24 protein-coding genes and 1 pseudogene are annotated in these 26,583 nt (G+C 37.5%); 4 read left to right on the top strand and 21 right to left on the bottom strand.

Features of this window, described 5'->3' with window-relative positions; genetic code table 11:
* Window positions 1-20: 20 nt before the first annotated feature.
* Window positions 21-1,400 (bottom strand): bifunctional metallophosphatase/5'-nucleotidase, encoded by a 1,380-nt coding sequence (locus IGJ50_RS13330; RefSeq protein ID WP_069638607.1) that lies wholly within the window; start codon window positions 1,398-1,400, stop codon window positions 21-23.
* A 91-nt stretch (window positions 1,401-1,491) separates the two neighbouring features.
* On the opposite strand from IGJ50_RS13330, the gene IGJ50_RS13325 reads away from it, so the two are divergent.
* Window positions 1,492-1,950 carry a methylated-DNA--[protein]-cysteine S-methyltransferase gene (locus tag IGJ50_RS13325; RefSeq protein ID WP_429950844.1) on the top strand — a complete coding sequence of 153 codons (459 nt, stop codon included), beginning with the start codon at window positions 1,492-1,494 and terminating at the stop codon, window positions 1,948-1,950.
* A gap of 115 nt (window positions 1,951-2,065) precedes the next feature.
* Here IGJ50_RS13325 and IGJ50_RS13320 read toward each other — a convergent pair whose 3' ends face one another.
* From IGJ50_RS13320 to IGJ50_RS13290, 7 genes are all read right to left on the bottom strand, one after another.
* Complete coding sequence (locus IGJ50_RS13320) at window positions 2,066-2,488, bottom strand: Asp23/Gls24 family envelope stress response protein (RefSeq protein ID WP_069638824.1); 423 nt, start codon at window positions 2,486-2,488, stop codon at window positions 2,066-2,068.
* 27 nt (window positions 2,489-2,515) lie between these two features.
* Entirely contained in the window at window positions 2,516-2,752 is a 237-nt protein-coding gene (locus tag IGJ50_RS13315) for a DUF2273 domain-containing protein (protein WP_239574075.1), read from the bottom strand.
* Window positions 2,753-2,761: 9 nt separating this feature from the next.
* Complete coding sequence (gene amaP, locus IGJ50_RS13310; RefSeq protein WP_429950842.1) at window positions 2,762-3,325, bottom strand: alkaline shock response membrane anchor protein AmaP; 564 nt, start codon at window positions 3,323-3,325, stop codon at window positions 2,762-2,764.
* Window positions 3,326-3,525: 200 nt separating this feature from the next.
* The gene (locus tag IGJ50_RS13305; RefSeq protein WP_069638611.1) at window positions 3,526-4,707 is read right to left on the bottom strand and encodes an AI-2E family transporter; all 1,182 of its coding nucleotides are present in this window, start codon (window positions 4,705-4,707) and stop codon (window positions 3,526-3,528) included.
* A gap of 237 nt (window positions 4,708-4,944) precedes the next feature.
* Entirely contained in the window at window positions 4,945-6,633 is a 1,689-nt protein-coding gene (locus IGJ50_RS13300; RefSeq protein ID WP_069638612.1) for a ribonuclease J, read from the bottom strand.
* A 31-nt stretch (window positions 6,634-6,664) separates the two neighbouring features.
* On the bottom strand, window positions 6,665-7,537 hold the full coding sequence (dapA, locus tag IGJ50_RS13295) for a 4-hydroxy-tetrahydrodipicolinate synthase (RefSeq protein WP_429950840.1): 873 nt from the start codon (window positions 7,535-7,537) through the stop codon (window positions 6,665-6,667).
* 140 nt (window positions 7,538-7,677) lie between these two features.
* Window positions 7,678-8,733, bottom strand: coding sequence for an aspartate-semialdehyde dehydrogenase (locus IGJ50_RS13290; protein WP_429950839.1), 1,056 nt, complete (start codon window positions 8,731-8,733; stop codon window positions 7,678-7,680).
* A gap of 372 nt (window positions 8,734-9,105) precedes the next feature.
* On the opposite strand from IGJ50_RS13290, the gene IGJ50_RS13285 reads away from it, so the two are divergent.
* Together IGJ50_RS13285 and IGJ50_RS13280 are read left to right on the top strand one after the other, a co-directional pair.
* The gene (locus tag IGJ50_RS13285; RefSeq protein ID WP_069638615.1) at window positions 9,106-10,752 is read left to right on the top strand and encodes an alpha-keto acid decarboxylase family protein; all 1,647 of its coding nucleotides are present in this window, start codon (window positions 9,106-9,108) and stop codon (window positions 10,750-10,752) included.
* 93 nt (window positions 10,753-10,845) lie between these two features.
* The gene (locus IGJ50_RS13280) at window positions 10,846-11,304 is read left to right on the top strand and encodes an S-ribosylhomocysteine lyase (protein WP_069638616.1); all 459 of its coding nucleotides are present in this window, start codon (window positions 10,846-10,848) and stop codon (window positions 11,302-11,304) included.
* A gap of 170 nt (window positions 11,305-11,474) precedes the next feature.
* Here IGJ50_RS13280 and IGJ50_RS13275 read toward each other — a convergent pair whose 3' ends face one another.
* Entirely contained in the window at window positions 11,475-12,293 is an 819-nt protein-coding gene (locus IGJ50_RS13275; protein WP_069638825.1) for a ZIP family metal transporter, read from the bottom strand.
* Between the two features lie 160 nt (window positions 12,294-12,453).
* Here IGJ50_RS13275 and spxB point away from each other — a divergent pair, with 160 nt between their 5' ends.
* Entirely contained in the window at window positions 12,454-14,181 is a 1,728-nt protein-coding gene (spxB, locus tag IGJ50_RS13270; RefSeq protein ID WP_429950837.1) for a pyruvate oxidase, read from the top strand.
* Window positions 14,182-14,306: 125 nt separating this feature from the next.
* Here the strand turns inward: spxB and IGJ50_RS13265 are convergent, their stop codons facing one another.
* From IGJ50_RS13265 to IGJ50_RS13210, 12 genes and pseudogenes are all read right to left on the bottom strand, one after another.
* On the bottom strand, window positions 14,307-16,700 hold the full coding sequence (locus IGJ50_RS13265) for a MucBP domain-containing protein (protein ID WP_429950835.1): 2,394 nt from the start codon (window positions 16,698-16,700) through the stop codon (window positions 14,307-14,309).
* Between the two features lie 307 nt (window positions 16,701-17,007).
* On the bottom strand, window positions 17,008-17,262 hold the full coding sequence (locus IGJ50_RS13260; RefSeq protein ID WP_069638619.1) for a CsbD family protein: 255 nt from the start codon (window positions 17,260-17,262) through the stop codon (window positions 17,008-17,010).
* Window positions 17,263-17,350: 88 nt separating this feature from the next.
* Entirely contained in the window at window positions 17,351-17,959 is a 609-nt protein-coding gene (locus tag IGJ50_RS13255) for an alpha/beta hydrolase (protein ID WP_429950833.1), read from the bottom strand.
* 236 nt (window positions 17,960-18,195) lie between these two features.
* Window positions 18,196-18,306: pseudogene (locus IGJ50_RS13250) on the bottom strand (fructokinase); the annotation flags it as partial.
* Window positions 18,307-18,346: 40 nt separating this feature from the next.
* The gene (locus tag IGJ50_RS13245; protein ID WP_429950831.1) at window positions 18,347-19,402 is read right to left on the bottom strand and encodes an aldose epimerase family protein; all 1,056 of its coding nucleotides are present in this window, start codon (window positions 19,400-19,402) and stop codon (window positions 18,347-18,349) included.
* Window positions 19,403-19,580: 178 nt separating this feature from the next.
* Window positions 19,581-19,850 (bottom strand): type B 50S ribosomal protein L31, encoded by a 270-nt coding sequence (locus IGJ50_RS13240; protein ID WP_025870994.1) that lies wholly within the window; start codon window positions 19,848-19,850, stop codon window positions 19,581-19,583.
* Window positions 19,851-19,948: 98 nt separating this feature from the next.
* On the bottom strand, window positions 19,949-21,241 hold the full coding sequence (rho, locus tag IGJ50_RS13235) for a transcription termination factor Rho (RefSeq protein WP_429950829.1): 1,293 nt from the start codon (window positions 21,239-21,241) through the stop codon (window positions 19,949-19,951).
* Window positions 21,238-22,518 (bottom strand): UDP-N-acetylglucosamine 1-carboxyvinyltransferase, encoded by a 1,281-nt coding sequence (locus IGJ50_RS13230; protein WP_069638622.1) that lies wholly within the window; start codon window positions 22,516-22,518, stop codon window positions 21,238-21,240. Before IGJ50_RS13230 ends, rho begins: the two co-directional genes overlap by 4 nt.
* A 288-nt stretch (window positions 22,519-22,806) precedes the next feature.
* The gene (locus IGJ50_RS13225) at window positions 22,807-23,673 is read right to left on the bottom strand and encodes a class II fructose-bisphosphate aldolase (protein ID WP_010760933.1); all 867 of its coding nucleotides are present in this window, start codon (window positions 23,671-23,673) and stop codon (window positions 22,807-22,809) included.
* A gap of 215 nt (window positions 23,674-23,888) precedes the next feature.
* On the bottom strand, window positions 23,889-24,341 hold the full coding sequence (locus tag IGJ50_RS13220) for a hypothetical protein (protein WP_429950826.1): 453 nt from the start codon (window positions 24,339-24,341) through the stop codon (window positions 23,889-23,891).
* Window positions 24,338-25,114 carry a MurR/RpiR family transcriptional regulator gene (locus IGJ50_RS13215; RefSeq protein WP_207121861.1) on the bottom strand — a complete coding sequence of 259 codons (777 nt, stop codon included), beginning with the start codon at window positions 25,112-25,114 and terminating at the stop codon, window positions 24,338-24,340. The genes IGJ50_RS13220 and IGJ50_RS13215 overlap by 4 nt, the downstream gene beginning before the upstream one ends.
* Before the next feature lie 127 nt (window positions 25,115-25,241).
* On the bottom strand, window positions 25,242-26,573 hold the full coding sequence (locus IGJ50_RS13210; protein ID WP_429950824.1) for a 6-phospho-alpha-glucosidase: 1,332 nt from the start codon (window positions 26,571-26,573) through the stop codon (window positions 25,242-25,244).
* Between the last annotated feature and the right edge of the window lie 10 nt (window positions 26,574-26,583).

The following is a 26,583-nucleotide window of genomic DNA, read 5'->3' as shown; positions in this document are numbered from 1 at the left end:
AATTTTATTATACCTTGTTTTTAAAGGATTGGGTAGTGCGTCTTCAAGTAGTTTCCTAATACGGTTCGCAAAAATTCTGGAAAAATAAAGTCAACAGATCCAGCTAATTCGATTGTTGGAAAAAAAGGAATAAACATGAAATGGTCGATTGTTGTAAACGTGTAGTTACTTTCTAGTTCAATGGGTCGATGATTCCATAAAACTTCTTCCTTTTGCTTATTGTAAGCAAGACCATCATAATAAAGCTCCCCAAAAACCTTGCCGCGAAAACCCATTCCCATGATCGGAAACTTACGCAAATAATCACGATTTTTTTCCATTTCTTTGACCATACGAACCAAGTCGTGACCTGATAACGTCACACGGATCAGATGCATCGGATGTGGTAAAGCTTCATGCAGTTGATCAGCATTTACGATTCCCTTTGGTATATCTGTTAAAAATAAGCCATTATTTAAAATTGCGACTTCGGTTTGCCCTTTTTCTTTTAACGCTTTTAATGCCGTGACCATTAAAGGGTGTTCTGCATTCAAATCACTCAACAATGAATGAGGAATTTTAGCAATTTTTTTTGTTTTCAGTAAATGATGCCCTAAAGTTAGATAATCATCGATTTCCTTTTGATCTTGCACTAATGTAGGTAATTCAGCCGTTGCAATCGCTTTTGCTCCACTCTGAATAATTTGCCCTTTGTCCACTGATAACTGTACTTCACCTATATAATTACCAAATTTGCCTGCAGCAGAAAGCTGTGTCCCATTAATTTTTTCACCATACTTAAACAAATGATGTGTGTGTGAACCTAGCAACACATTGATCTCTGGGAATGCATTTGCAATTTTAAGGTCTTCATCAATTCCTAAGTGACTCATTAAAACTAAGATATCACACTTCGGCTGAACTTCTCTAATCAATTGCGGCAATACTTCTTTAATCGAGCGAATCTCCCAACCATTTGGTGCATAGGTTAAAGGAAATGGCGCAGTCAACGCAATCAAGCCGATTTTTGTCTGCTCTTTTGTTTCGATGATTTTATATGAACTCGTCCAAGCTGGCGCTTGATGTGTCGTTAAATCAAACAAGTTACCTAATAAAACCGGAAAATCCGCATGATCATACAACTGATTCAACTGCTCTTTTGAGTTACCGACCCCTTCATTATTCCCAATCGTCGCTGCATCATAGTCGACTTCATTCATCAATGCTATATTTGCTTGACCATCTGTCGCTTCTGTCAAAGGATGCCAACGATCAATAAAATCACCTAAATCAACAGTCAAAACAGTCTTTCCTGCCTCGGTATATTTTTTCTTTTGAAGAGTCAAATAGCGTCTGATTTTAGGCCAATTCTCTAAATGGGAATGTAAATCATTTGTATGAAAGATGATGATATCTTCCATTGTATCGCCCCCAATTTCAATCTATAAAAATATAGTACCACACTTCAAGATGGAGTATAATAAAGTAACGATTTAAATAAAGGAGAAAACTATGAAAATAACTGTACCTTTTGGTTCGCTTTGGTTAGATGCTGATGATAAAGGCCTCACAACTGTCGCTTTTTTTGAACTTGCTGACCATCAGACGAACCAGTATACAGAACTTGCAGCAAAAGAACTTGCAGAATATTTCTCAGGTAAACGAAAAGTATTTTCAGTTCCCTTATCGATCAATACCGGGACCGATTTTCAAAGAGCTGTCTGGGATGCACTTGCTCAGATTCCCTTTGGTGAAACACGCAGTTATCAAGCTATTGCACAGGCTATCGCGTCACCAAAAGCTGTGCGAGCTATTGGACAAGCAAATAGTAAAAATCCGCTACCGATCATTGTACCTTGCCATCGAGTAATCGGTAAAAACGGTAAACTAACAGGCTATTTAGGTAGTATCGAGCATGACGGTCTTAGTATAAAAGAATTTTTGTTACAATTAGAGCATGTAACACGCTAAAAAGAATAAGGGTGAAGCAAGACTTTTTCTAGTTTTGCTTCACCCTTTAAACGAAAGTAAATACTTTATCAATTGATTGTTGCTTTATATAGAATGAAAATTCGTTCAAAAAATATTAATTACGATCGGTATTTTGATCGCTATCTTTACCGCGATATTTCTCCAAGTATTGTTCTTTAGTCATGACATCATCTACATTCATATTAAATTCTACAAGATCTAAACCTGTCATATGATGAATAGATTCTTTTACTTTTTCAACTGTTTGATCAAATACTTGTGCAATATTTACATCATATTTGCAGATTACTGCTACATCAACAGCTACCTGCTTCGTACCAACTTCAACACTGACTCCTTTTGTAATGTCCTCATTCTCTCTAAAACGATCAGCAAAATCACTGAATAGATTGCCGCTCAACCCTAGAATACCATCAATATCTGAAATAACGACACCAACGATTTTTTTAATCACAACATCTTCAAATGTTAATTTTGCTTTTAACTCCCCTGAATTTCTTTCTACTGCGTCTACCATTTGCATCGACTCCTTCTAAATAATTTTTTAAATCCCTATCATAGACCTAACTGAATCTATCAAGGAATAAATATCCAAGTCTTCATCACGCATTTTCCCGATAACATATCCGACCCCTGCAAAAATCACGAGGACAAGTGTTTTCCAGAACCCGATCAATAATAACAATAAGGCTAATAGCAGAAATACCATTGTCCAAATGATCCGAAAGCGGTAAGGTTTAAGCAATTTTTCCCAACGGTCTTTCTTTTCTTGGTCCATCATTTTCCCCTCCTAAACCACTCGTGATTGTTTTTTACTAAAAGCTGAGGACTCTGTAGGCTCTTTTTCTCTTAAGTAAACCGTTACTCGACTATCAATCGATTCAAGTGTCTCAGCTAATGTATTTTGTAGCTGTTGGGTGATTTCTTCGGCCATTGGCTTAAAGCGTTCTTTACTTCGAACATCGATCCTTACTTTCACCGCTACTTTTTCTTTTCCTTTGATTTTAACCATCATCTTCGTTTTATCTGGATGAATGATCGTACCATATGATTCTTGTACGATTTGTTCGATCGTGCTTTTTGGGATCTCAATTTGATTTTTGCCTTCTTTTATCACCAGACGTCTTCTACTTCCAGAAACGGATAACACAACCAGCAAGCCCAAAACCAACAGTCCTCCTAATATAAGTAATGTTCCTTCAAAAACCATGAACAATTTAGGATACTGATAAATAAGCGCTTCTACTTCATAAGATAACCAAGGAATAGTGATCAATTGGCTAAGTATAGTCAACGTGCCAATAAATAAAAGAAGAATCACGAATCCAATAATAATTTTCAGTAATCGTTTCATCTATTACCCTCCCCTATCATTCATTATTTTGTTCATATCTAAATTGTAACGCCTAAAAAAAAGTATTACAAAAGATACGAATTATCATTTTCCACGAAGTGGGAGTTTAACGCTAATACAACAAGTAAAAAAAGAGTAATTGATTATAAGTCCCAACAAAAAATTGCTCTTTTAGTCAAAATCAATTACTCTTTTTCTAATTATTCATCTAAATACTCTTCTTTAGAAAATTCAGTATCTTCATATTCACCACTGTCACCATAGAAATGATTATATCGTTGTTTGAACTTACGAAAAACATAAGTCACAAAGACTTTAGCAATCGCATAAATTGGAATCCCAAAAATCAATCCGAACATCCCTAACAAATCACCCATCACCAATAAAACAATCACGATTGTTAATGGATGCACAACTAGACGTTTCCCCATTACTTGTGGTGCAATCAAATGACCATTCAGCATTTGAACAAGCATCCAGACTAAGCTCATCTTAATAAACATTCCAAACGAAACCATCAAAGCAACGATTGCCGCTGGTATAAATGCTATCACTGGTCCAATATAAGGAATCACGGCTGTAATCCCCACAATGATCGACAAGGTTCCTGAATAAGGTACTTTGATTAACCAAAAACCAATGAAGGTCAAGATACCAATTGCGATTGAGACTAGTATCTGCCCTTTTAAATAGGCACCCACTTGACTACTCATTGTTGTACCGATTTCTTTGGCATCACTTCTAAAGCGTGGTGGTATAATATTTAAAACAAAGGAAAAAAACTTTTGATCATCTTTCAATAAGAAAAAGGTAATGATCGGTGCTGTCACCATCACAAGTGCAAAACCCGTTAAGGTTGAAAATACCGTAGACGCCCCTTCAACAGCTTTGCTAAAATAACTTCCAATCCCATCTGAAACATTATCAAACCAACGCTGAATTCCATCTAAGGCATTGGCTAATGGTTTTTCTAATGCAGAATTGTGGAAAAAATCAGTGACCATTTTGTTTAAGTCATTCATATACTGCGGAAAACTTTCGATCAATCCCTCTACTTGCTTTTGTAGGAGTGGTACAACTAAGATGATCCCGATCACAATCAACGCAATCAAGACAATAAAAATAGCTGAAACACCATAAACTCGTTTTATTTTATGTCTCTCTAACCAGTTGACCACTGGATTGAACAAATAATATAAAATCAATGCTAAAATCGTTGGCCCAATAATTGTTTTAAAGACAACTCCAATTGGTCCAAAAATAAACCCCACTTCATGAAAAACAAAAATCACAGCACCCAGTAATAATAAGGCTACTAATGTGAATAATAAATTTTTACCCCCAAGAAACTTGATCCAGCGGGTTTCTTGCTTCTTTTCCATTGTTATCACTCCTCAAAATCGACGTCTACAGGACTTAATTAACTTTCAAAAAGATAAACAAGTGACATTTCAACTACCGTCAGCGCTTTTCCTAAAAACTTAGCCCATAGAACTCGTTATTTCCATTCTTTATTGTATCGAAAAAAATGATATCTGTAAAAAAATAATTGCTTTGTTTTTTACTATCAGAAATAAAAATCACTCAGCCACCGTAAACTGACTGAGTGAATGATTTCTTTAATTGGTAGCTTTGCGCCCTTTACGTTGAGTTGCTTCCATGATCACAGGAAGAATCACTGGACGTCTTTTCGTTTGTTCAAACAAGTAACGGCTTAATTGCTCGCGAATATCTTGTTTTAGTTTACTCCATTCAAAATCGCTGCTTTCAAGATGCTTTTCAACGATCTCCGTCACAATATGACTGCTTTCCTTCATCAAGTCTTTGCTAGTTTTCACATAAACAAACCCTCTTGAGGTAATCTTTGCAGGTGATACGATTCGTTTTTCACGACGATTGATCGTAACTACAGCGACAAAAATACCATCTTCTGATAAAATTCTACGGTCACGCAGGACAATATTTCCAATATCACCAACGCCAATACCATCGATCATGATATTATCAGCAGTTGTACTGCCAGCGACATTCATTTTTTGCTTGCTATATTCAAGGATATCTCCTCGACCAGTAATGAAAATATTTTTGTATGGAATCCCTAATTCATGAGCTAAATCAGCATGTGCTGCTAATTGACGGTACTCTCCTTGAATAGGAACAAAATATTTAGGTTTGATCAAATTTAACATCAATTGTAGATCATTAGGATTAGCGTGACCTGAGACACGCATGTTATCTGATATTTGTTTGACCACGCCACCAGCACGGTAAACGATATCTTCGGTTTTAGCCACAGCAGTTTCCATAGCCGTTGTCGGCGTCGTTGTAATGTATACCAAATCGCCTTCTTGAATTTTGACCACACGATGTGTCCCATTAGCCATTTTTTGTAATGACTTGATTGGTTCTCCCATTGTGCCAGTTTCTAAAATAACTAGCTGCTCTGCTTGATATTTTTTCATATCCTTCACAGTAATAATCAAATCTTCACTTGGTAATTTTAATTTATCCAGTTTAATCGCAGTATTGATGATCCGTTGAAAATCTTGACCTGTCAATACGATTTTACGATCTGAACGGTGTGCCGCATCTAACACTTGTTGGACACGCTGCAAATTACTAGCTACACAGGCTACGATAATACGACCTTCCCAATACCGGATCGTATCAAAAACTTCATCCGCAATTTGTAGCTCTGAAACAACTTGAGCCGGATTTTCAGCATTAGAAGAGTCACTCAGTAAAGCCAAAACACCTTCTCTGCCAATCTCTGCTACACGGCCAAAATCTGTTTGATACATCGGAATCGCACTCTGATCAAACTTGAAATCTCCTGTGTAAACAATGTTACCTTCTTTTGTCTTTAAATTGATTCCGATCGAATCAGGAATCGTATGTGTTGTGCGGAAAAAACTGATGGTAGCATGCTCAAAGTCAATTTCTGTATGAGCATCGACTACGTGAAAATCATTAAAGTCTTTAGAATCTGCCTGATCTCCTACGTTTAATTTTGCTAACTCGATCGTTAATTCTGTCCCAAATACTGGTACATGAACTTTCGATAAAAGATACGGTAACGCCCCGATTGCATCGGCGTGACCATGCGTTAAGAAAATTCCTGCAACACGGTCGATGTTTTCCACTAAATACGTAAAATCGGGAATCACCACATCAATTCCTAATAGCTCATTTTCTGGATATTTTAATCCACAATCCAGTACAAAAATTTCATCTTCCACTTCTGCGATGTACATATTTTTTCCATTTTCACGAACGCCGCCTAAAGGAACGATTTTTATTGTACTCACTTACTTCACCTCTCTATATTCTCATACTGAATCAAATATCCAGTATGCTTAAAATTTTCGCTTTTTCTTCAGAAGTACAGGATACAAGAGGTAAACGTAGGTCACCAACAGAGATGCCCATGTGATTTAGAACTGCTTTCACAGGTGCCGGTGAAGGAGCTGAAAACAAGGCATCCATCTTCGGCAATAATTGCCGTTGAATACTTGCAGCTTGCTTGATTTCTCCATGATCCAACGCTTGAAACATCTCATACATTTCAGTGCCAAACACATGACTAGCAACTGATATTACCCCTTGTCCACCCAAAGCTTTATTGGAAAATGCTAAGGAGTCTTCTCCAGTATACACTAAAAAGTCTTTTGGTGCCTTTTCTATCAACTCAGTCAACGCATCTAGCCCGAAACATTCTTTGATCGCGATAATATTATCTAATTCGGCTAAACGCAAACTCGTTGCTACATCAAGGTTTGCGACCGTTCTGCCAGGTACATTATATAAAATGATCGGTAAATCACTCGCTTCAGCAATTGCTTTGAAATGCTGATACAAGCCTTCTTGATTTGGTTTATTGTAATAAGGGACTACAGCCAAACCAGCATCGATCCCTCTGATTGCTGAAATCTCCTGCACAAATTCAACAGAGTCCCTTGTATCATTGGTTCCCACACCACAGATGATCGGTACTCGTCCATCAACCAAACGAATCACTTCGTTGAATAAATCGATTTCTTCATCATGAGTCAACGTTGGCGATTCCCCTGTTGTTCCTGCTAAAATAATTCCTTCTGTATGATGATCAAGCAAGTGTTTCACTAATTGGGGCAGCTTCGCAAAATCGATTGCGCCGCTTTCATCAAAAGGTGTGACCATTGCTGTAATTATCGTTGCATTTTCTAAATTCATACTTACTACCTCCTATTTTAAGTAGCGTAACAGGCTCAATCGACCTTATAGAAAAAAAGGGAAATAACGTTGCGACGCTTTTTATCACAAACATAGTTTATTCTTTCTCTATGATTTTAGCCTGCATCGCTAAATGACATTTAAACCCTTACCAAATCCATCTCATGTAATGTTTCCGCAATTTGAACTGAATTCCAAGCAGCGCCTTTTAATAAGTTATCAGAAACAACCCACATATGGTAGCCTTTATCAATATCGATATCTTGACGAATTCTTCCAACAAATGTTTCTTTGCGGTCAATGCTCGTTAAAGCTTGCGGATAAAGTTGTTGACTTGGATCATCTTGTAAAACGGCTCCCGGTGCTTTTGCAATCAACTCTTTGATTTTGGCAACATCAGAACCCTCTTCTTTAACCTCAATGTAAATTGATTCAGAATGGCCAGATAGTACAGGAATACGGACACACGTCGCAACAACTTTGATGCTGTCATCTTCCATGATTTTCTTCGTTTCGTTAATCATTTTCCATTCTTCATACGTATAATCAGCGTCTGCAAAAACATCGATCTGTGGTAATGCATTGAATGCGATTGGATAATGCTTTTTATCACCACCACACGGCAAAATCGTTGCCGTCAATTGATCTGCAGGTGTTCCGTTGATATATGCTGTCGCTTGTGATTTTAACTCGTCCATCGCGTTGATCCCTGCGCCACTAACTGCTTGATAGGTTGAAACGATCACACGATCTAAACCATATGCTTGACGAATTGGTTCAAGTGCTACCATCATTTGAATCGTCGAACAATTTGGATTTGCGATGATTCCTTTATGTCTTTTTAGTGCCTCAGGATTGACTTCTGGTACAACCAAAGGAACATCCGCGTTCATTCTGAAATGACTTGTATTATCCACCACGACTGCTCCACGTTTGACCGCTTCAGGGGCAAATTGTTTAGAAATCGTTCCACCGGCGCTAAATAAAGCAATATCCACATCCGTAAATGAGTCAGGTATTAGCTCTTCGATGACAAGTGTCTGCCCTTTAAACGTTACTTCTTTTCCCGCTGAACGTTTTGACGCTAATAATTTCACCTGATTGATTGGTAAAGATGTTTCTGCTAACATTTCGATCATTTTTGTGCCAACAGCACCCGTTGCGCCTACCACGGCAACATTATACATTTTTTTCATACTTAATTGATCTCCTCTCAAATTCCTGAAGAAAGTTGCTTTTTCTATTTTAACATAATATCGGCTTTTACTACATAGGAAGTAAAATGATTTTGCTATCTTTTCAGAAAAAGATAAATAATCTCTTTCAAATTCAACTTTAATAGCTTTCTTATTATTCGAGCAGGATAGTCGACTAAACGATTTTGCAGTTTTATACTTGCTTTGAAACTAGGGGCACGAATAAAAATAGTAGGATGTTCGCTTCACGTCCTAGCATTTTGGGAAAAAGATGGAAGTTAAATGAGGGAAAAATATCTTAGGTAGTTTTTCCTCTTTTCCTGTCAAAGTGAGATGAGCCCGCTACGCTTTTAAATTTAGGAGGATGATTAGATGTACACTGTAGCAGATTATTTACTAGACCGCTTAAAGGAACTCGGTATTGATGAGATTTTTGGGGTCCCAGGAGATTATAATTTACAGTTCTTAGACCATATTACTGCAAGAAAAGATTTTAAATGGGTTGGTACTGCTAATGAGTTGAATGCTGCCTATATGGCTGACGGCTACGCTCGCACTAAAGGAATCGCAGCTTTTGTTACTACGTTTGGTGTAGGAGAATTGAGTGCGGTCAATGGCTTAGCTGGCAGTTTTGCCGAAAATGTTCCAGTGGTCGAGATCGTAGGCTCGCCCACTACTAGCATCCAAGAAGCAAAAAAATTAGTTCATCATACCTTAGGAGACGGAAACTTTCTTCGTTTTGAAAAAATGCACGAAGAAGTGACCTCTGCGATTGCTCATTTAACTGCTGAAAATGCTTTAACTGAGATCGATCGCGTTCTTACGATTGCCCTAACCAGCAAACGTCCAGTCTATATCAATTTGCCAATTGATATTGCTGACGTTCATGCCACCAAGCCTCAAGCACCCTTAAATCAATTAACAAGTAAACTGACGGATGTAGAAGTAGCTATTTTAAGTAAAATCGAAGACGCATTACAGCAGGCTGAAAATCCGGTTATCATTGCTGGTCATGAGATATTAAGTTATCATATCGAACAACAATTAGATGAATTTATCCAAAAATTTAATCTGCCGATCACTACTTTACCCCTTGGAAAAAGTGCATTCAATGAAGAAGATGCTCATTATCTAGGAACCTACACAGGCTCAACTACTGCAGAACCTTTAAGAAGCCGTGTCGATACAGCAGATTTAGTGTTACTTTTAGGTGTAAAACTAACAGATTCTGCAACATCCGGCTTTAGTTTTGGTTTTACAGAAAAACAAATCATCTCAATTGGAAGTACAGAAGTTTTACTTTATGGAGAAAAACACCAAAAAGTCCAGCTAGACCGCTTTGTTGCTGCGCTCGCAACATTATCTTTTTCTAGATTTACAGGCGATATTCTTCCAGTAAAACGGCAGTCAGATCTAGAAATCAAAGATAATAAGATTACTCAAAAATATTTTTGGAAGAGAGTGGAAGCATTTCTTGTAAAAGGAGATACAGTAGTCAGCGAACAAGGGACTTCCTTTTTTGGTATGACGAACGTACCGCTAAAAAAAGAAATGCGTTTTATTGGTCAGCCATTGTGGGGATCGATTGGGTATACATTCCCTTCTCTTTTAGGAAGTCAAATTGCCAATAAAACCAGCCGTCATTTATTGTTTATCGGAGACGGTTCACTGCAATTAACGGTGCAAGAATTAGGAACTGCTTTAAGAGAAAAACTAACACCAATTATTTTTGTGATCAATAATAATGGCTATACTGTGGAGCGAGAAATTCATGGTGCTACGGAGCAATACAACGATATTCCAATGTGGGATTATCAGAACCTTCCGTTTGTTTTCGGCGGAACAACTAACAATGTCACCGTCTATAAAGTCACCACTGAAAAGGAACTTAACAAAGCCATGACAGCGGCCAGACAAGATAATACCCGTCTCCAATGGATCGAAGTTATAATGGATCAAGATGATGCACCTGTTTTATTAAAAAAATTAGCCAAAATATTTGCCCAACAAAATTCTTAACAGAATCCACAGATAAAGCGAAATCTATTGACTTTCTAAAGTGTTTTGTTATAGTTAAAAGCGACATTTACTTAATTTGAAGGAGTGAATAACATGGCACGTGTTGAAAGTTTTGAATTAGACCATAATACAGTAAAAGCCCCTTATGTTCGTTTAGCGGGTACTGAAAAAAATGGTGAGGCGTTGATTGAAAAATACGATTTACGTTTCTTACAACCGAATGAAGACGAATTACCGACTGCTGCAGTTCACACATTAGAACACCTATTAGCTGTAAACTTACGTGATCACCTGGAAGGTATCATCGATATCTCGCCAATGGGTTGTCGCACTGGTTTTTACATGATCATGTGGAATGAACATTCACCAAAAGAAATTCGTGATGCATTGGTTAAAGTCTTGACCTTTATCGCAGAAACAGATTTTGTTCCTGCAGTTTCTGCTAAAGAATGCGGTAACTATAAAGATCATTCTTTATTTTCCGCACAAGAATATGCAAAGATCGTTTTAGAAAAAGGAATTAGTTTGGATCCGTTTGAACGCGTGATGTAAAACTTTATTTGACTAAAGAAAACGAGTAAGCAGGAAATGGTATTTCCTGCTTACTCGTTTTTTATTATATGCTATAATTTGTCTCTTCATTCCCACAACCTTTTATTGCTTATTTTCTCATCCCGATACATTCTAAAACTAGACTATATTTCTAAATCAATTAAAGAAAATCATCCCAAAGCTACATCTAAAATCATCATAATAATAAACCCTAACATCACACCAAATACTGCAAAATGACGCTTACTAGTCACGGTTTGTTGTGCTTCTGGAATTAATTCTTCTACTACAACGTAAATCATCGCTCCCGCTGCAAATGCTAAGGCATACGGCAACAGCAATGTTACTTTAGTTACTAAAACAGCCCCGATGATTCCTGCTATTGGTTCAACAATTCCTGATGCTTGTCCGTAAAGAAAAGCTTTTTTACGACTTAAATTTTCTTGTCGCAATGGAATTGAAACAGCAGCACCTTCTGGAAAGTTTTGGATACCGATCCCTAACGCTACAGAAATAGCTGCCAATACTGCTTTTTTAGGATCATCAGCGGAACTCGCTGCGCCAAATGCAACGCCCACAGCTAAACCTTCTGGAATATTGTGTAACGTAATTGAAAAAACCAATAAAATCGTCCGTTTTAAATGACTTGGCAATCCTTCTTTTTCATGATTCGGCCCAAAATGCATATGTGGCAAAGTCTTGTCTGCAATATAAAGAAACAACCCACCTAACCCAAAGCCAAAACTAACGACCAGCCAAGCAATACTCCCATTTTCTTCCGCCTGCTTGATTGCCGGATCTAGTAATGACCAAAAACTTGCTGCAATCATCACACCAGCCGCAAATCCGAGCATCATATTCAGAATTTCTTTTTTAATATCCTTAAAAAAGAAGACCAAGCCAGCTCCTAAAGCCGTCATAAAATAAGTAAAACCTGTCCCCACCAATGCTTGCTGCCAAGCTTCCAAAGATAACAGCCAATCAATAATTATAAACACCCCATCTTCCCCAAATTCTTTTCTTCCCTTAACTTTATCATATCAGTGATTTTATAACCACGCATAATGCAAAAAAGGCTTTCGTTTGGTACAAAAATCTAGAACGAGTATACTTTAGATAGAAAGAAAATTAAGAAATGGAGTGAGTAAAATGGTCGAAACAATCAATGCTGCTGTTGCGATGATCAACGTTTTAGAAAGTTGGGGCATCGATCACATTTATGGCATACCAGGTGGTTCCTTCAACTCCACGATGGATGCCTTATATCAAGAAAAAAACAGCATCAACTTTATCCAAGTCCGTCACGAAGAAGTTGGCGCGCTAGCTGCTGCCGCTGATGCTAAACTAACCGGAAAAATTGGTGTAGCTTTTGGCTCTGCTGGACCTGGTGCGACTCATTTAATCAATGGTTTGTATGATGCTAAAATGGATCATGTTCCTGTCCTAGCTCTTTTGGGGCAAGTTGCGAGCGATTCAATGAATTACAACTCCTTTCAAGAATTAAATGAAAACCCTATGTTTGCTGACGTGAGTGTCTACAATCGAACCGTTATGACCCCAGAAAGTTTACCTCATGTCGTGGATGAAGCAATCAAAACGGCTTATAACTATAACGGTGTTGCTGTTGTAACGATTCCAGTTGATTTTGGAACAAAAGAAATCCCAGCACACAATAGTTCAACAGCTGAAAATCACCGAAAAGGTTTGGTCATGCCAAATTATCATGATCTAAAAAAAGCAATGCCTTTGATCAATGCTGCTGAAAAACCCCTTCTTTACATTGGACAAGGCTGTCGTAATGCCTGGCCAGAAATCAAAGCATTTTCAGAGCACTTTTCAATGCCTGTGGTCTCTGCTGTCCTAGGCAAAGGAATTGTCCCTGATGCTTATGAAAATTTTCTTGGCTTTGCCGCTCGAGTTGCAACTAAACCCGCAAATGAAGCCTTAGTAGAAACTGATTTGATTGTCTTTGTCGGTAGTGATTTTCCATTTGCGGCCAATTTCTTTAATCCGAGTGCAAAATTTATTCAAGTCGATACTGATTCTACTAAATTAGGTCGCCGTCATAAAACAGATGTCGCTATTTTAGGAGATGCTAAAGAGTCTCTAAAACGCATGGTGGAATTAGGTGAATCACGCCCATTTGATCGCTGGCTAAAAGCCAATCAAAAAAATAAAGTAAACTGGGTCAGTTGGTTAAGAAGTTTTGAAAATCAAGAGGATAAACCCCTTCGGGTAGAACCTGTTTTTAAAGAAATTCGTCGAATTGCTGATAAAGAAGCCATCTTTGTAACAGATGTTGGGAACACCACAATCCATGCTATTCGACTGCTTGAGATGAATGGTAAACAAAAATTTACTACATCAGGCTGGTTTGCTACGATGGGCAATGGTATCCCAGGAGGAATCGCTGCCCAATTGAGCTATCCAGATCGACAAGTCTTCACCTTGAGTGGAGATGGCGCATTTGCAATGGTCATGCAAGATATCATCACTCAGGTAAAATACAAACTGCCAATTATCAATATCGTTTTTTCAAATGAGTCTTTCGGCTTTATCGAGGCAGAACAAGAAGATAGTGAACAGAAGAAATTTGGTGTTTCATTAGAAGGAGCCGATTTTGGTAAAGTTGGCGAAGCACTCGGGGCACAGGGCTTTACAATAACAGACTATACGCAATTAGAGCCTGCCTTTACAGCTGCTAAAAAAAGCGAGCGTCCGGTTGTCATTGATATAAAAATCAGAAATACACGTCCTTTACCTGTTGAAGCATTGGTTTTAGATCCCGAAACTTTCAGTGAAGAAGAAATTGATGCTTTTAAAAAGCAATATGAAGTCCATGATTTACCTATTTTGAAAGAATTATTAAAAAGCTAATTAATAATAAACGTGCTTAACTCCCCCCTGCCCAATACGCTCTCTATGCATTGGGCAGGGGGGAGTCTATTTGTATGAGCCTAAGGTGGGATTTCGTTACAGTTGCTTTGCTTTAAGCTATTTTTTTATTCCGCTTTTTTCTTTTGTAGAAACTTTCCGAAGAAAGCCAATACTAAACTTAATAAACCCATCGTCATGACATCCGTATTATTAGTTTCGCCTGTATTTGGCAGTTTGTTCTTAGTTTGAGTACTTGATGTATTGCTGGTATTACTTGGTTTAGTTGTTGTTTCTGGTACTTTATTAGATAATGGTGTCACTTTGCCCGTCCCTGGATCTGACAATGTACCCGTTAGAGGATCTAGCGTAACTGCTGTTAATTTATCGCCTTTTCTCAGTTCTATTCCTTCTGGAACAGCTGTTTTCCATTTTCCATCTTTAGCGACATCTACAGTTACCGTAGTGCCATCAGGAAATGTTACGATTACTTTAGAATTAGGCATCCCATTACCAGTAACTTCTTTTGCTCCTTCTACTGCATCATCAACGGTTGGTGCTTCAATTTTTTTATAGATATACGTGACTTCTGTCGGATCGACATCATATTTACCAGAAGCATTTCTCGGTACTGCCATTAAAATATAGCCTGAAATTGGCTTAGGTGTCGTATTATATGGATCATCAAAAAATCCATCAAGTAAACCGCTCTCTGCGAGTGGTTTTCCCTTTTCATCGACATAATGAACCGTTACTTTTGTTGGTTTCTTTTTATAAACGTATTTAACCGTTTGGTCTTTGTCTGTATAGGTGCCCTCATTATTCACAGGAACCGTCACTATCTCATATCCTGGAATGTCTTTTGCTGTGGTCTTATAGTCATCTCCATATTCTCCTTGGACTAGTTCATTAGGTGAAATCGAGTTACCCTTTTCGTCAACATATTCCACATTGATATTGCTTTTGATTTTTGTATAAACGTACGTTACATCAGTTGGATCAACGGTATGATTCCCTTGTGCATTTGACGGAATCGTTTTGACAGTATATCCTTCGATTTCTTTAGAGGCTGTATTATAAGGATCATCGAAAAACCCGTCGATCAAGTCACTATCCGCAAGTGGGTTGCCCTTTTCATCGACATAATGAACGTTTACTTTTGTTGCTTTCTTTTTATAGACATAGCTGACTGTTTGATCTTTGTCTGTGTGGTTGCCTGTTGCATTATTTGGTGTTGTCACTAACTCATATCCTTGAATATCTTTTGCGGTGGTTTTGTAAGGATCTTCATACTCACCAAGAATTATATCTCCTGTTGAAAGTGGTTCGCCTTTTTCGTTCACATATTCAATGTTGATATTGGTTTTGACTTTTTTATAGTAATATTTAACCGTTTGATCTGCTTTGGTATAGGTTCCGTTTTGGTTAGCTGGCATTTTTTCTACAACTAGTTCGTATCCAGTAATCTCTATTGGTGTTGTTGCGTAACCCAGCCCAATTTTACCGGAATAACTAGTATCATCTGTACTATAGATTTTCACTTGATTGCCATCTGAATCAACTAAAATATGTTCAACGATAACTTTTCCTGCTGTAATTTTGAACTTACCAGAAGTTGTGTCAGTAATTGGTGCTGTCGAAACATAACCAGCTGGCGGCGTTTCTGTTACAATATTTGTGATTGTATATTCACCAGTAGCTAATTGATCGATATCTGGTTGTTCACCAGTTTCACCAAATTGAACAACATCACCACTTGCATCTTTAATTACCCAGGAATAGCTATAGTCACCATAAGTATCCGCGACATCTCTTCCTACTATAATCGAAGATGGATCTTCAACAACTGTTTCTGATTGATTAATTACGCCATCAATGTTTATTGAGGAGGCCGTTCTTTGAATATTGTTTGCAAAATAACCTGTATCTGAACCTCCTCTGGCATCTAAACCTTGCAGACGAAATTCATAAATCCCCTCTGGACCAGTTAAATAAGCAGTCATATCGACATTATTACCACTCTGAATTCCGCCGCCAGAAAGAAATTCATATTGATAACTTTTGGCAAAAGGATTATCAGGATCCTTACGTACAAAATTTATATGTACTGCATTTGTGTATTGATAGTCAATCTCTTGTACTGGAAGAACAACACCATCAACAGTTATGATAAAGTCCCCTATATTTCGAGGCATAACTTGATTCATTCCCTCAGATTTATTCTCCTGAGCTAAAGCTATTTGCGAATGCCCAACAACTTCATTTGACTTAGCACCTTCCTCCATTATCTCAGTTGAAGTGGTTACTTCTGACATTACTTGTTTTGAATCACTTGTAGTTTGCTTAACTGAGGTCTTAAGACTCTCACCTTCAAACTCCCTAGCTGTCTCTCCTGATGCTTCGGTCATTTCTTGCTTCTCTATTTCTTCTGCAATTGCTTGAACCGAAGAATTCATTGTACCATATGGTACTGTACCCAAAACTAATGTTGAAACTAATAGTGTGTGTGTCCATTTTTTCATATTTGCTCTTCCTTTTTATGGTTTTTAAATACATATATATTTTCAATATTAATTATATCGCATTTAAAAGTATTGTTTTCTCTTCTTTTTCGACAATAATCGAAAAAAAAGATAATTTCCTTCAAGTAAAAAATATAAATAGATTAGTTTGTACTTTCCTCCAAAATGAAAAACAGTTCCAAAGTCTATCGGTATCTGCTATGTTTTCTTTTATTATAAATTTCCTTCTATTTCTAAATAAAAAAAAGAGGAGCGAGATAGAATTCTACCTCACTCCTCTATAAATTTAAATCGACAAAATCGATTATTATTTATCGTCGTGTTTATGGAATTTTTCTTTGATATCTTCAAAGCCTTCTTTGATTTTGTCGCCTAATTTTTCAGCGCCATCTTTCATATCATCACCGGCATCGCGAGCTTTATCTTTTACATCGCCAAAAGCTGATTGTGCTTTACCTTCAATTTCTTTACCTTTATCGTCTGTTACTTTACCTTGAACTTCTTTAGCTGTTCCTTCAACTTTGTCTTTTGCATCATTTACGCGTCCATTTAAATCTGCCATGTGAAAATCCCCCCTAGTTAATTTATATTACATAACTAGCATAGCATCATTTTTAACTTGCTACAAACGATTCGCTTTGTTTTTATAACTATACTGTTTCGCGCTCACTTAACCACCGTTTTGCCTGATTGATTTCATCCATTGTTATTTGATGCCCTGCATTTGTTGAAGCAATAGTAACAGCCGCCTGTCTCTTTTCCAATTGTTGGACCAATTGGTCTGACGCTACTTTAGGCACGATAGGATCATTTTCACCCACTGATAACCAGATTTTTTTATCGGATAACTTAAATTTCTGCATATCCACCCCTAAAGACATTGGGTGAAATAAAATAGCCTGCTTAACAGCAAAGTGACGTTCTAATAAAATATGTGCCGCGATATTCGCTCCGTTTGAATAACCAACAATGGTCCATTCTTCTAACGATATACCTTTTTCTTTACTGACAGAACTAATTTCTTGAATAAGTTTATCACTTTCTTCTTCTAAGCTGATCAAGTCAAATTGATTCAAGCCATTCCTCTTAAAAAAACGGTTCATTCCAGACTCTTGAACAGTTCCACGAAAAGAAAGCAATGTAGCCTCTTCATCTAAGAAACGAGCAATATCTAGTAACGACGTTTCATCGCCACCAGTTCCATGAAGTAATAATAAATTTTTCCCGTGAAGACTCCCTTTATCAAATATGTACTGCATGTTTAACTCATCTCCCTACATTATGCTTAAAGGCAAATTAATTACCACTAATAAACTTACTTTTAGTAAGCTTAAAAATCAGTTTAACACGTTCGATTGTATTTGTCACTTTGTCAGCACTTTTTGAAGCGTTTTTTGGTAAGTGTTTTAGCTTACTCTGAACAATTTTCCAATGAAAATGAAGCAAGTAGTTAGCACTAAATTTCGTTTTATTCTCATGATATTTTCAAAACGCAGGTTGTTGCAGGAAAACGAATTTTTTCAATAATTTTGAGTTGATCATTGCCGACACCGCAAACAAATTTTGTACCGCATGCTTCAATACTGCCTAAAAATTTTTTCGTTATTTTTTACCACTTCTAAACATATTTTTTTCATCAAGGAGGTTCAGTTATCATCTATTACATTGATTTTATAAATTGTCCGACTTTGGTAGGGTGTTTCTGGGTATAAGATAATAGTACCAAACTCTTCAAATTCACAGGCTCCAGGACTGACTTGGGTTTCCAAAGTAAGAGCGCCATGATGACACATTTTTTCCCCTCGAACTTCTGGTCCTTCATCACCAAACTGGGCAGTAAAAATCACAACTGCTGGACGATCCGTATACATCTCTATTGAAAGATCCTTTTCTGGAGCACTAATGATCGCTTGGGACTTATCAAAACCTGACTGATTCAAGATAAACGGATGATCTAATCCATTTACTAAACGATTTTGTTCATAATTCGTCTGAAACACTTGAATCATCTTTTTAGGTCTTCTAAAATCAAAAGGCGTATTGACCACAGTACGTAGTTCACCTGTAACAGTAGTATCCTCGGCTACTACTGCAAACTTATCAGCATCAACAAACACTTCATGTTCGTCAACAGCTTGCGATGGTTTGCCTGTCAAATTGAAATACACATGATTTGTTGGATTATACAATGTGGGTTGATTGGTAGATGCTTGATAATCTATGATCCATTCATTTTCGTTTGTTAACGAATAGGTTACACTAGCTTTTAATTCTCCTGGAAAACCATTTTCTCCTGCTGGGCTTAGATAGGAAAATAAGACAGAAACTCGTTCACTCGTTTGCTCTGTTGCAGCGCTCCATAATTTTGTCTCAAAACTTTCTAAGCCACCATGTAGCGTATGACCACTTTTGGGATCAACAGGCAATTGATAATTTTGCTGATCGATTGAAAATGTACCATGCTTAATTCTACCTGCAACACGACCGATCGTTGCGCCAAAATACTTATCTTTCTCCCTATATTCTTCCGCAGAATCAAAGCCTAAAACAATATTTCGTTTTTTTCCATTAACAGGTACGATCAAATCAACAATTCTTGCACCTAAATCAGTCACATTCATCGTAATTCCTGAATCATTCGTAAGCGAATATAAAAGAGCTGTTTCGCCAAATTTTCTTTTGCTAACTTTCAAGTATCCCATTCCCTTCTAATCTCTCAACTAAAACTATTTTATCATTTCTTAATTCATTTTAATCTTCATTTTATATTTTAAACTACTTTTGTTTGATTTTACAATAATTCTATCAAGTTACACTTGAAGAAAAAAAATAAGACCTCGCTCATAAATGAGTGGGGTCTTATAACCATTGCTGTTTGAATTAAGCTTCTGGATTGGCGTTGGCATCTTTGATACCATACTTTTTGTTGAAACGATCCACACGTCCGTCTGCTTGTGTAAATTTTTGACGTCCAGTGTAAAATGGATGAGAGTCAGATGTAACTTCGACACGGATTACAGGGTAAGTGTTTCCGTCTTCCCATTCAACTGTTTCATCAGAGTGCTTAGTAGAACCTGATAAAAATTTAAAACCAGTTGTTGAGTCCATAAAAATAACTGGATGATATTCTGGATGGATATCTTGTTTCATAGTCTTTTCGCTCCTTTGCCCTGATCCATTTGCTGCATCAGAGTTTATTTGTCGGTATACAACAGTACTATAATAGCATGATTCGTTTATCGATGCAATTATCTTTTAATATTTTTTTTCGCTTGTCTGCCAAAAGAGACATCGTGGAATTCCTCGAAGAATTTCTGATTGTTTTTCGTTTTACGTAAAAATTTAACGAATTGCTCCGTGTATTCTAAAGAATCGCCTGTCATATGATTACGCAGCTTCCATATTTCCTCTAACTGCTCGCTTGACATTAACAAGTCTTCTTTACGTGTTCCAGATTTCTTGATATCAATGGCTGGGAAAATACGTCGATCAGCTAAATCACGAGATAAGTGCAGTTCCATATTTCCAGTTCCTTTGAATTCTTCAAAGATAACATCATCCATGCGACTACCAGTATCCACTAAAGCTGTAGCAAGAATCGTCAAACTACCGCCTTCTTCAATATTTCGAGCAGCACCAAAAAATCGCTTAGGTTTATAAAAAGCTGCTGGGTCGATCCCGCCACTCAATGTACGACCGCTAGCTGGAATCACTAAGTTATACGCACGAGCTAAACGTGTAATACTATCCATCAAGATAACCACATCTCGTTTGTCTTCAACTAAGCGCATCGCTCGTTCTAATACTAATTCGGAAACGCGAGTATGATTTTGCGGTTGTTGATCGAATGTTGAAGAAACAACGTCCCCTTTAACACTACGCTCTAAATCAGTCACTTCTTCTGGTCGTTCATCGATCAATAATAAAATTAATTCTACCTCTGGATAATTTTCTAAGATACCGTTGGCAATTTCTTTTAGCACACTAGTCTTACCAGCTTTTGGCGGTGCAACAATCAGGCCACGTTGACCAAATCCAACAGGCGAAAAGATATCAATCATACGTGTCGATAATCTACCAGAAGTTGTTTCTAGTTTGATTTGTTTTTCGGGGTAAAGCGGTGTTAAGGCTGGGAAATGCGGACGTTCTTTAGCTTCTTCTGGGTCTTTCCCATTGACACTTTCAACATGCATCAAGCCATAATAACGTTCTGATTCTTTTGGAGGACGTGCTTTTCCAGCAACTTTGTCACCATTGCGTAAACCAAATCGGCGAATTTGTGAAGATGAGATATAAATATCTTCTGCACTTGGTCCATAATTGATTGGACGCAAAAAACCATAGCCATCTTGAGATACAATATCTAAAATTCCTTCCATGAAGAAAAATCCTTGTTTCTCAGCTTGCGCTCGAATAACTGCCAGAGATAACTCTTTTTTATTCATTTGACTATAATATGGGATCTTGAATTCTTTCGCATAAGAATAAATATCTTTTAACGTACTATTTTCAAGTTCCGCCATCGTTAAATAGTCACTCATTTAGCCACCTCGATTTCTTCTTCTGTTTCGATCATTTGGATATCAGCACCCAGTGCTGTTAATTTTTCAATAATATGGTCATAACCACGTAAAATATATTCGACATTATGAATCGTTGTAGTCCCTGTAGCCATCAAGCCCGCTATCACTAAACAAGCACCAGCTCGAAGGTCTGAGGCAACAACTTCTGCCCCATGTAATTGTGCAGGACCATTGATCACAATCATATTGCCTTCGATCGCTGCATCTGCCCCCATGCGTACTAGCTCCGGAATATGCTTTGTCCGTTGTGCATAGATACTATCAATAACTTCACCCGTTCCTTTAGCCTTTAACATCAATGGCGTGATCGGTTGTTGTAGGTCTGTTGCAAAACCTGGATATGGATAGGTTTTAACTGTCGTCATTTTTAAATCATGAGAAGGATGGACTTCGATCATATCTTCTTCGATCGTCATCTTAACGCCCATTTCTTGTAATTTTGCAATAAAGCTTTCTAGATGTTCGTAAATTACGTTACGAACTTTTACCCCTTCACCCATTGCAGCCGCTAAAGCTAAATAAGTCCCTGCTTCGATACGATCAGGAATGATTGAATGACGGCAGCCGTGTAATGTTTCAACGCCCTCGATTCTAATAATATCTGTTCCAGCACCTTTGATATTTGCCCCCATATTGTTCAATAATGTAGCCACATCGATGATTTCAGGTTCACGAGCAGCATTCTCAATAATGGTTTTTCCTTCGGCTTTCACAGCAGCTAACATCACATTGATCGTCGCGCCAATCGAAACCATATCCATAAAGATTCTCGTTCCATGCAGTCCACCATTGGTTCTTAAATACATCGCACCATGCTCGTTGGTCACATCAGCGCCCAATGCTTCAAAGCCTTTGATGTGTAAATCGATCGGACGAGGTCCTAAATAACAGCCACCAGGTAACCCAACAACCCCTTCACCAAACTTTCCTAATAATGACCCCATAAAGTAATAGGAAGCACGCAAACTATTGATTTTGCCTTTAGGCATTGGAACAGACACAATTTCTGTTGGATCGATGACTAAGGTATTATCTGTAAAGGTTGTTTTAGCACCCATGATTTCTAAAATTTCAATTAATGAATGAACATCTTGAATATCAGGTACACCATCTAACGTTACTGGTGAATCAGCTAAGATAGCTGCGGGAATCAATGCCACTGCACTGTTTTTTGCGCCGCTGATACATACTTCTCCGGTTAATGGACGATTGCCATTGATTACGATTTTTTTCATTTATATTCTCACCTATCTATGTAAAACAAATAGTTTTATTTTTTTGTAATATACCCAAACTATTCTAACACATTCAGGGACAATAAAAAAGCCAACAGCCATTCGCTTTTGATTGTTTTTCATCAATTGTTTGTTTTTCTATCATTTTCACATAAAATCTAGAGAAACTGGGTAGATAAATCGGCAGGCTAGAGACAATTTTTAAATTGGACATTCATTTTTTCGTCAAAAAAACTGAAACAACAGTTTATCCGTTGTTCCAGTTTTTATAACTAGTATAGAAATTAATTATGCTTTGTTAGCAGAACCGAACCATTCGATACGTTGTTCTACTAATTCAGTCACAGCTTTTGTTCCTGGTGCTAATAATTTACGAGGGTCAAAGCCTTTACCTTCAAGATCTTTGCCTTCTTCGATGTATTTGCGCGTTGCTGCAGCAAATACTTCTTGACACTCAGTATTCACGTTGATTTTAGAAACGCCCATAGAGATTGCTTTTTGAACTTGCTCTAAAGGAATACCTGATCCACCGTGTAATACTAATGGAATGTCACCAACAGCGTCAGCGATTTCTTGTAAGTGGTCAAATGCTAATCCAGTCCAGTTGTCTGGGTATGAACCGTGGATGTTACCGATTCCGCATGCTAGGTAATCAATACCTGTAGCAACCATTTGTACACATTCTTGTACGTCAGCTAATTCGCCAGAACCGATGATTCCGTCTTCTTCTCCGCCGATTGAACCCACTTCACATTCTACAGAAACGCCTTTAGCGTGTGCTTTGGCAACAACATCTTTTGCTTTTTCGATGTTTTCTTCGAATGGTAAGTGTGAACCATCAAACATAACTGAAGTGTAGCCGATTTCGATACATTCTAATGCATCTTCATATTCACCGTGGTCTAAGTGAAGAGCTACTGGTACAGTAATGCCCATTGAATCGATTAAGTCTTTTACTAAATCGTAACATACTTGGTAACCGCCCATGTATTTAGCAGCACCCATAGAAGTTTGGATCAAAACTGGCGCTTTTTTAGCTTCTGCAGCTTCAAGAATTGCTTTTGTCCATTCTAGGTTGTTTGTGTTGAATCCTCCGACACCGTAGCCGCCTTTGCGTGCTGCTTTAAGAAATTCTGTTCCTGATACTAATGGCATAATAAAATTCCTCCTAAGTTTTAAAAAAACTTTATTTGTTAAGGATATCCTTAACCAACAGTTATATTTTAGCAGACTTTTTAGTACTTTTCTACTAAAATTGCCTTTTTCAGAAAATTTTTGTCCAGACTTTCACATAACTAAAGACACTACTCGCTTTTTGTCTAAAAATCGAGTACCCCAACCAATGAATTCTGGCGTCAGTTCGTCAAAGATTATAATGAAATACGAATCAACAAGACGATCACTGTGACACATCCGACAAATGTCATGACACCATATACTATCCATTGTTCAGATTTTGGCAAAATAAGCTCGTCTTTGGTCGGCAGCAAGCTACGATAGACTAAAATACACAAGATGATTCCAATGATATTTAATGAGCAAAGTTGTTGAATCATACTAAATTTCAAAAAATTACCAAGTAATGAAGCACGGTAGTCGCTAGAATCAATCAGTTTATACAACGCGAATAATTGAAAAAATAATAACAAGACGATGATCGTCGTCAATGTCAAACTTGGAATTGTTGCAAAAATGATACTAACCGTTGTCTGTTGAACCGCCGCTAAAGTAAACAGATAGACCACGTATAAACACGGTACGAGCAACCAATAACCAAATAATAGGCGTTTCATTTTAATAGGTTCTAACAACAGTCTAGTCATCTGCTTTCCTCCTCATAACTTTTGTTTAAATACGTAACATATTTTCTGAAAATCAAATCCACCAACACACTTAGTCCAACTAAAGATTGGGCAATATGATTTTTTCCAGAAACAGCAAAAGGCGTTGAATAATAAAAATAAGCGTATTGTGCATGTTCTGCAAAAAAATTATGTGAAAATGCTGTGATTGCAGCAACAGGTATTTTTCTAGCATTCAAAGAAAGAATATTCTCTTTGATGTCATCTGTTTCTCCACTTAAAGAAACAAATAAAACAAGATCTTCTTTTGTGATCATCGACATACTGATATCTAGTTCGGTTTTTACAGGAATTACAATTGATCGTTTATCACAGATCATCAACATTTTTGACAGCTCTTCAACCACTTTACGCTGTGAATAGCCTGTAGCATAGCAATAGACTGTATTGGCATTTTGAAGCGCTTGACTAAATGAGGTGAAATCTGTCTGTTGAGCTAATTTGACTGTGTTTTCAATATCTTTCGCTTGTATACCAACTAGATCAGCGCTAATAGTCCCAATTTCAGCTTTTTGAGATTGTCGCATAAAATATTTAAATTCTGAATAACCAGAAAAACCCAGTTTTTTGGTTAAGCGTAAAATGGATGATTTGGAACTATGAACTTTTTTGCCCAGCTCAACAATACTCAACTGGAAAATTTCCTGCTCATTTTCTAAAATGTAGCCTAAGATTGCCCAATCCATTTCACTGAGATTCTTTTGATGTTTTTGCATTAACGATTCTAGATTCATCTTCACCCTTCTTACCTCACTTATTTTTCCTCATTATAATGGATAACGTCCAAAACGGAAACTAGGTAGATATATAAGGGAATAGGCAGGAGAAAATAGTATCTACCTATATCTCCTGCCTCAGTGATTAACGCAGCTCAGGCCAAAATTCTTTGTTTACTTCTATTAAATCATCTAAAATTTCTTGGGCAATACGAGCATTGGGAACAATGCGTGATAAGGTCAATGCCTGCCATAATTTTTGATACGAACCTTCCGTCCAAGCCTCAACAACCAACTTTTCAACAGCAACTTGTTGTTCCATCAAGCCTTTTTGAAAACGAGGAATTTTTCCTTGTACAATCGGTTCTGGCCCATTACTTCCCACAATACATGGCACTTCCACCATCGCAGTTTCTTCAAAGTTTACAACTGCTCCTTGGTTTTCAACGATCAATAACATTCTTTCATGAGTATTATAGGCAATTGCTCTGGCAAGATCGACTATATAAGAAGCATGTTCATCTACTTCTAACGTTGTTCCTTGTGCTGTACCAGCCTTTGTGATCCGATTACATTCACCAAACACATGTTTTTCACGTCCAGCCATTACTTCATTTGCCCGCGTATATTCTGGATTTGCATGAGCTACTTCATCTTGCGGATAAAAATAATATTTCAAATACGTATTTGGTAATGTCGTTGGATCGACCGCATATACTTCTTTCGCTTTGGCAAACGTGTGCATCCAACTAGCGTCCATATGCTGTGATTCTTCGATTTCTTCTTTTAATGAATAGCCATACTCTTTTACATGTGCTTTGATTTTCGGCATTAAATCATTGCCTTCTTGATCACGAATATCTGTCCACCAGCCAAAATGATTCAAGCCATAGTAACGTACGACCATCTCTTTTCTAGAGCTTAGCCCGACAGCTTTAGCCATCCGTTCTTCGATCCCCACTGGCATATCACAAATATTGATGATCTTCGATTCTGGGCGTAATTTTCTAGTTGCTTCGGCTACGATTGCCGCTGGATTAGAGTAATTTAACATCCAAGCTTCTGGTGAGTATTTTTCCATATAATCAATCAATTCTAAAACACCGCCGATTGAACGCATACCGTAAGCAATGCCTCCTGGTCCACAAGTTTCTTGACCAATCACCCCGTATTTTAAAGGGATTTTTTCATCTTTTTCCCGCATCGCATATAAACCGACGCGAATGTGAGCCATAACAAAATCAACATCTGTAAAGGCCGTTTTAGGGTCTGTTGTTGCTAAAAATTCAATATCGGGGGCTTGTTCTTTAATAATGATTTCGCAAGCATCTGCAATTTGCTTTTGTCTTTGTGGATCATTATCATAAAATTTGATTTGTCGAATTGGAAATTTATCTAAGTTGTCCAGTAACATTAATACGATTCCGGGAGTAAATGTACTTCCTCCACCTGCAATTACGATTGAAAATTTTTTCATTTTTTGTCCA

The sequence above is a fragment of the Enterococcus sp. AZ101 genome, from assembly GCF_050499005.1.
GTDB classification, from domain to species: Bacteria; Bacillota; Bacilli; order Lactobacillales; family Enterococcaceae; genus Enterococcus_L; species Enterococcus_L ureilyticus.
This window is presented reverse-complemented; position numbering and strand designations above follow the sequence as displayed.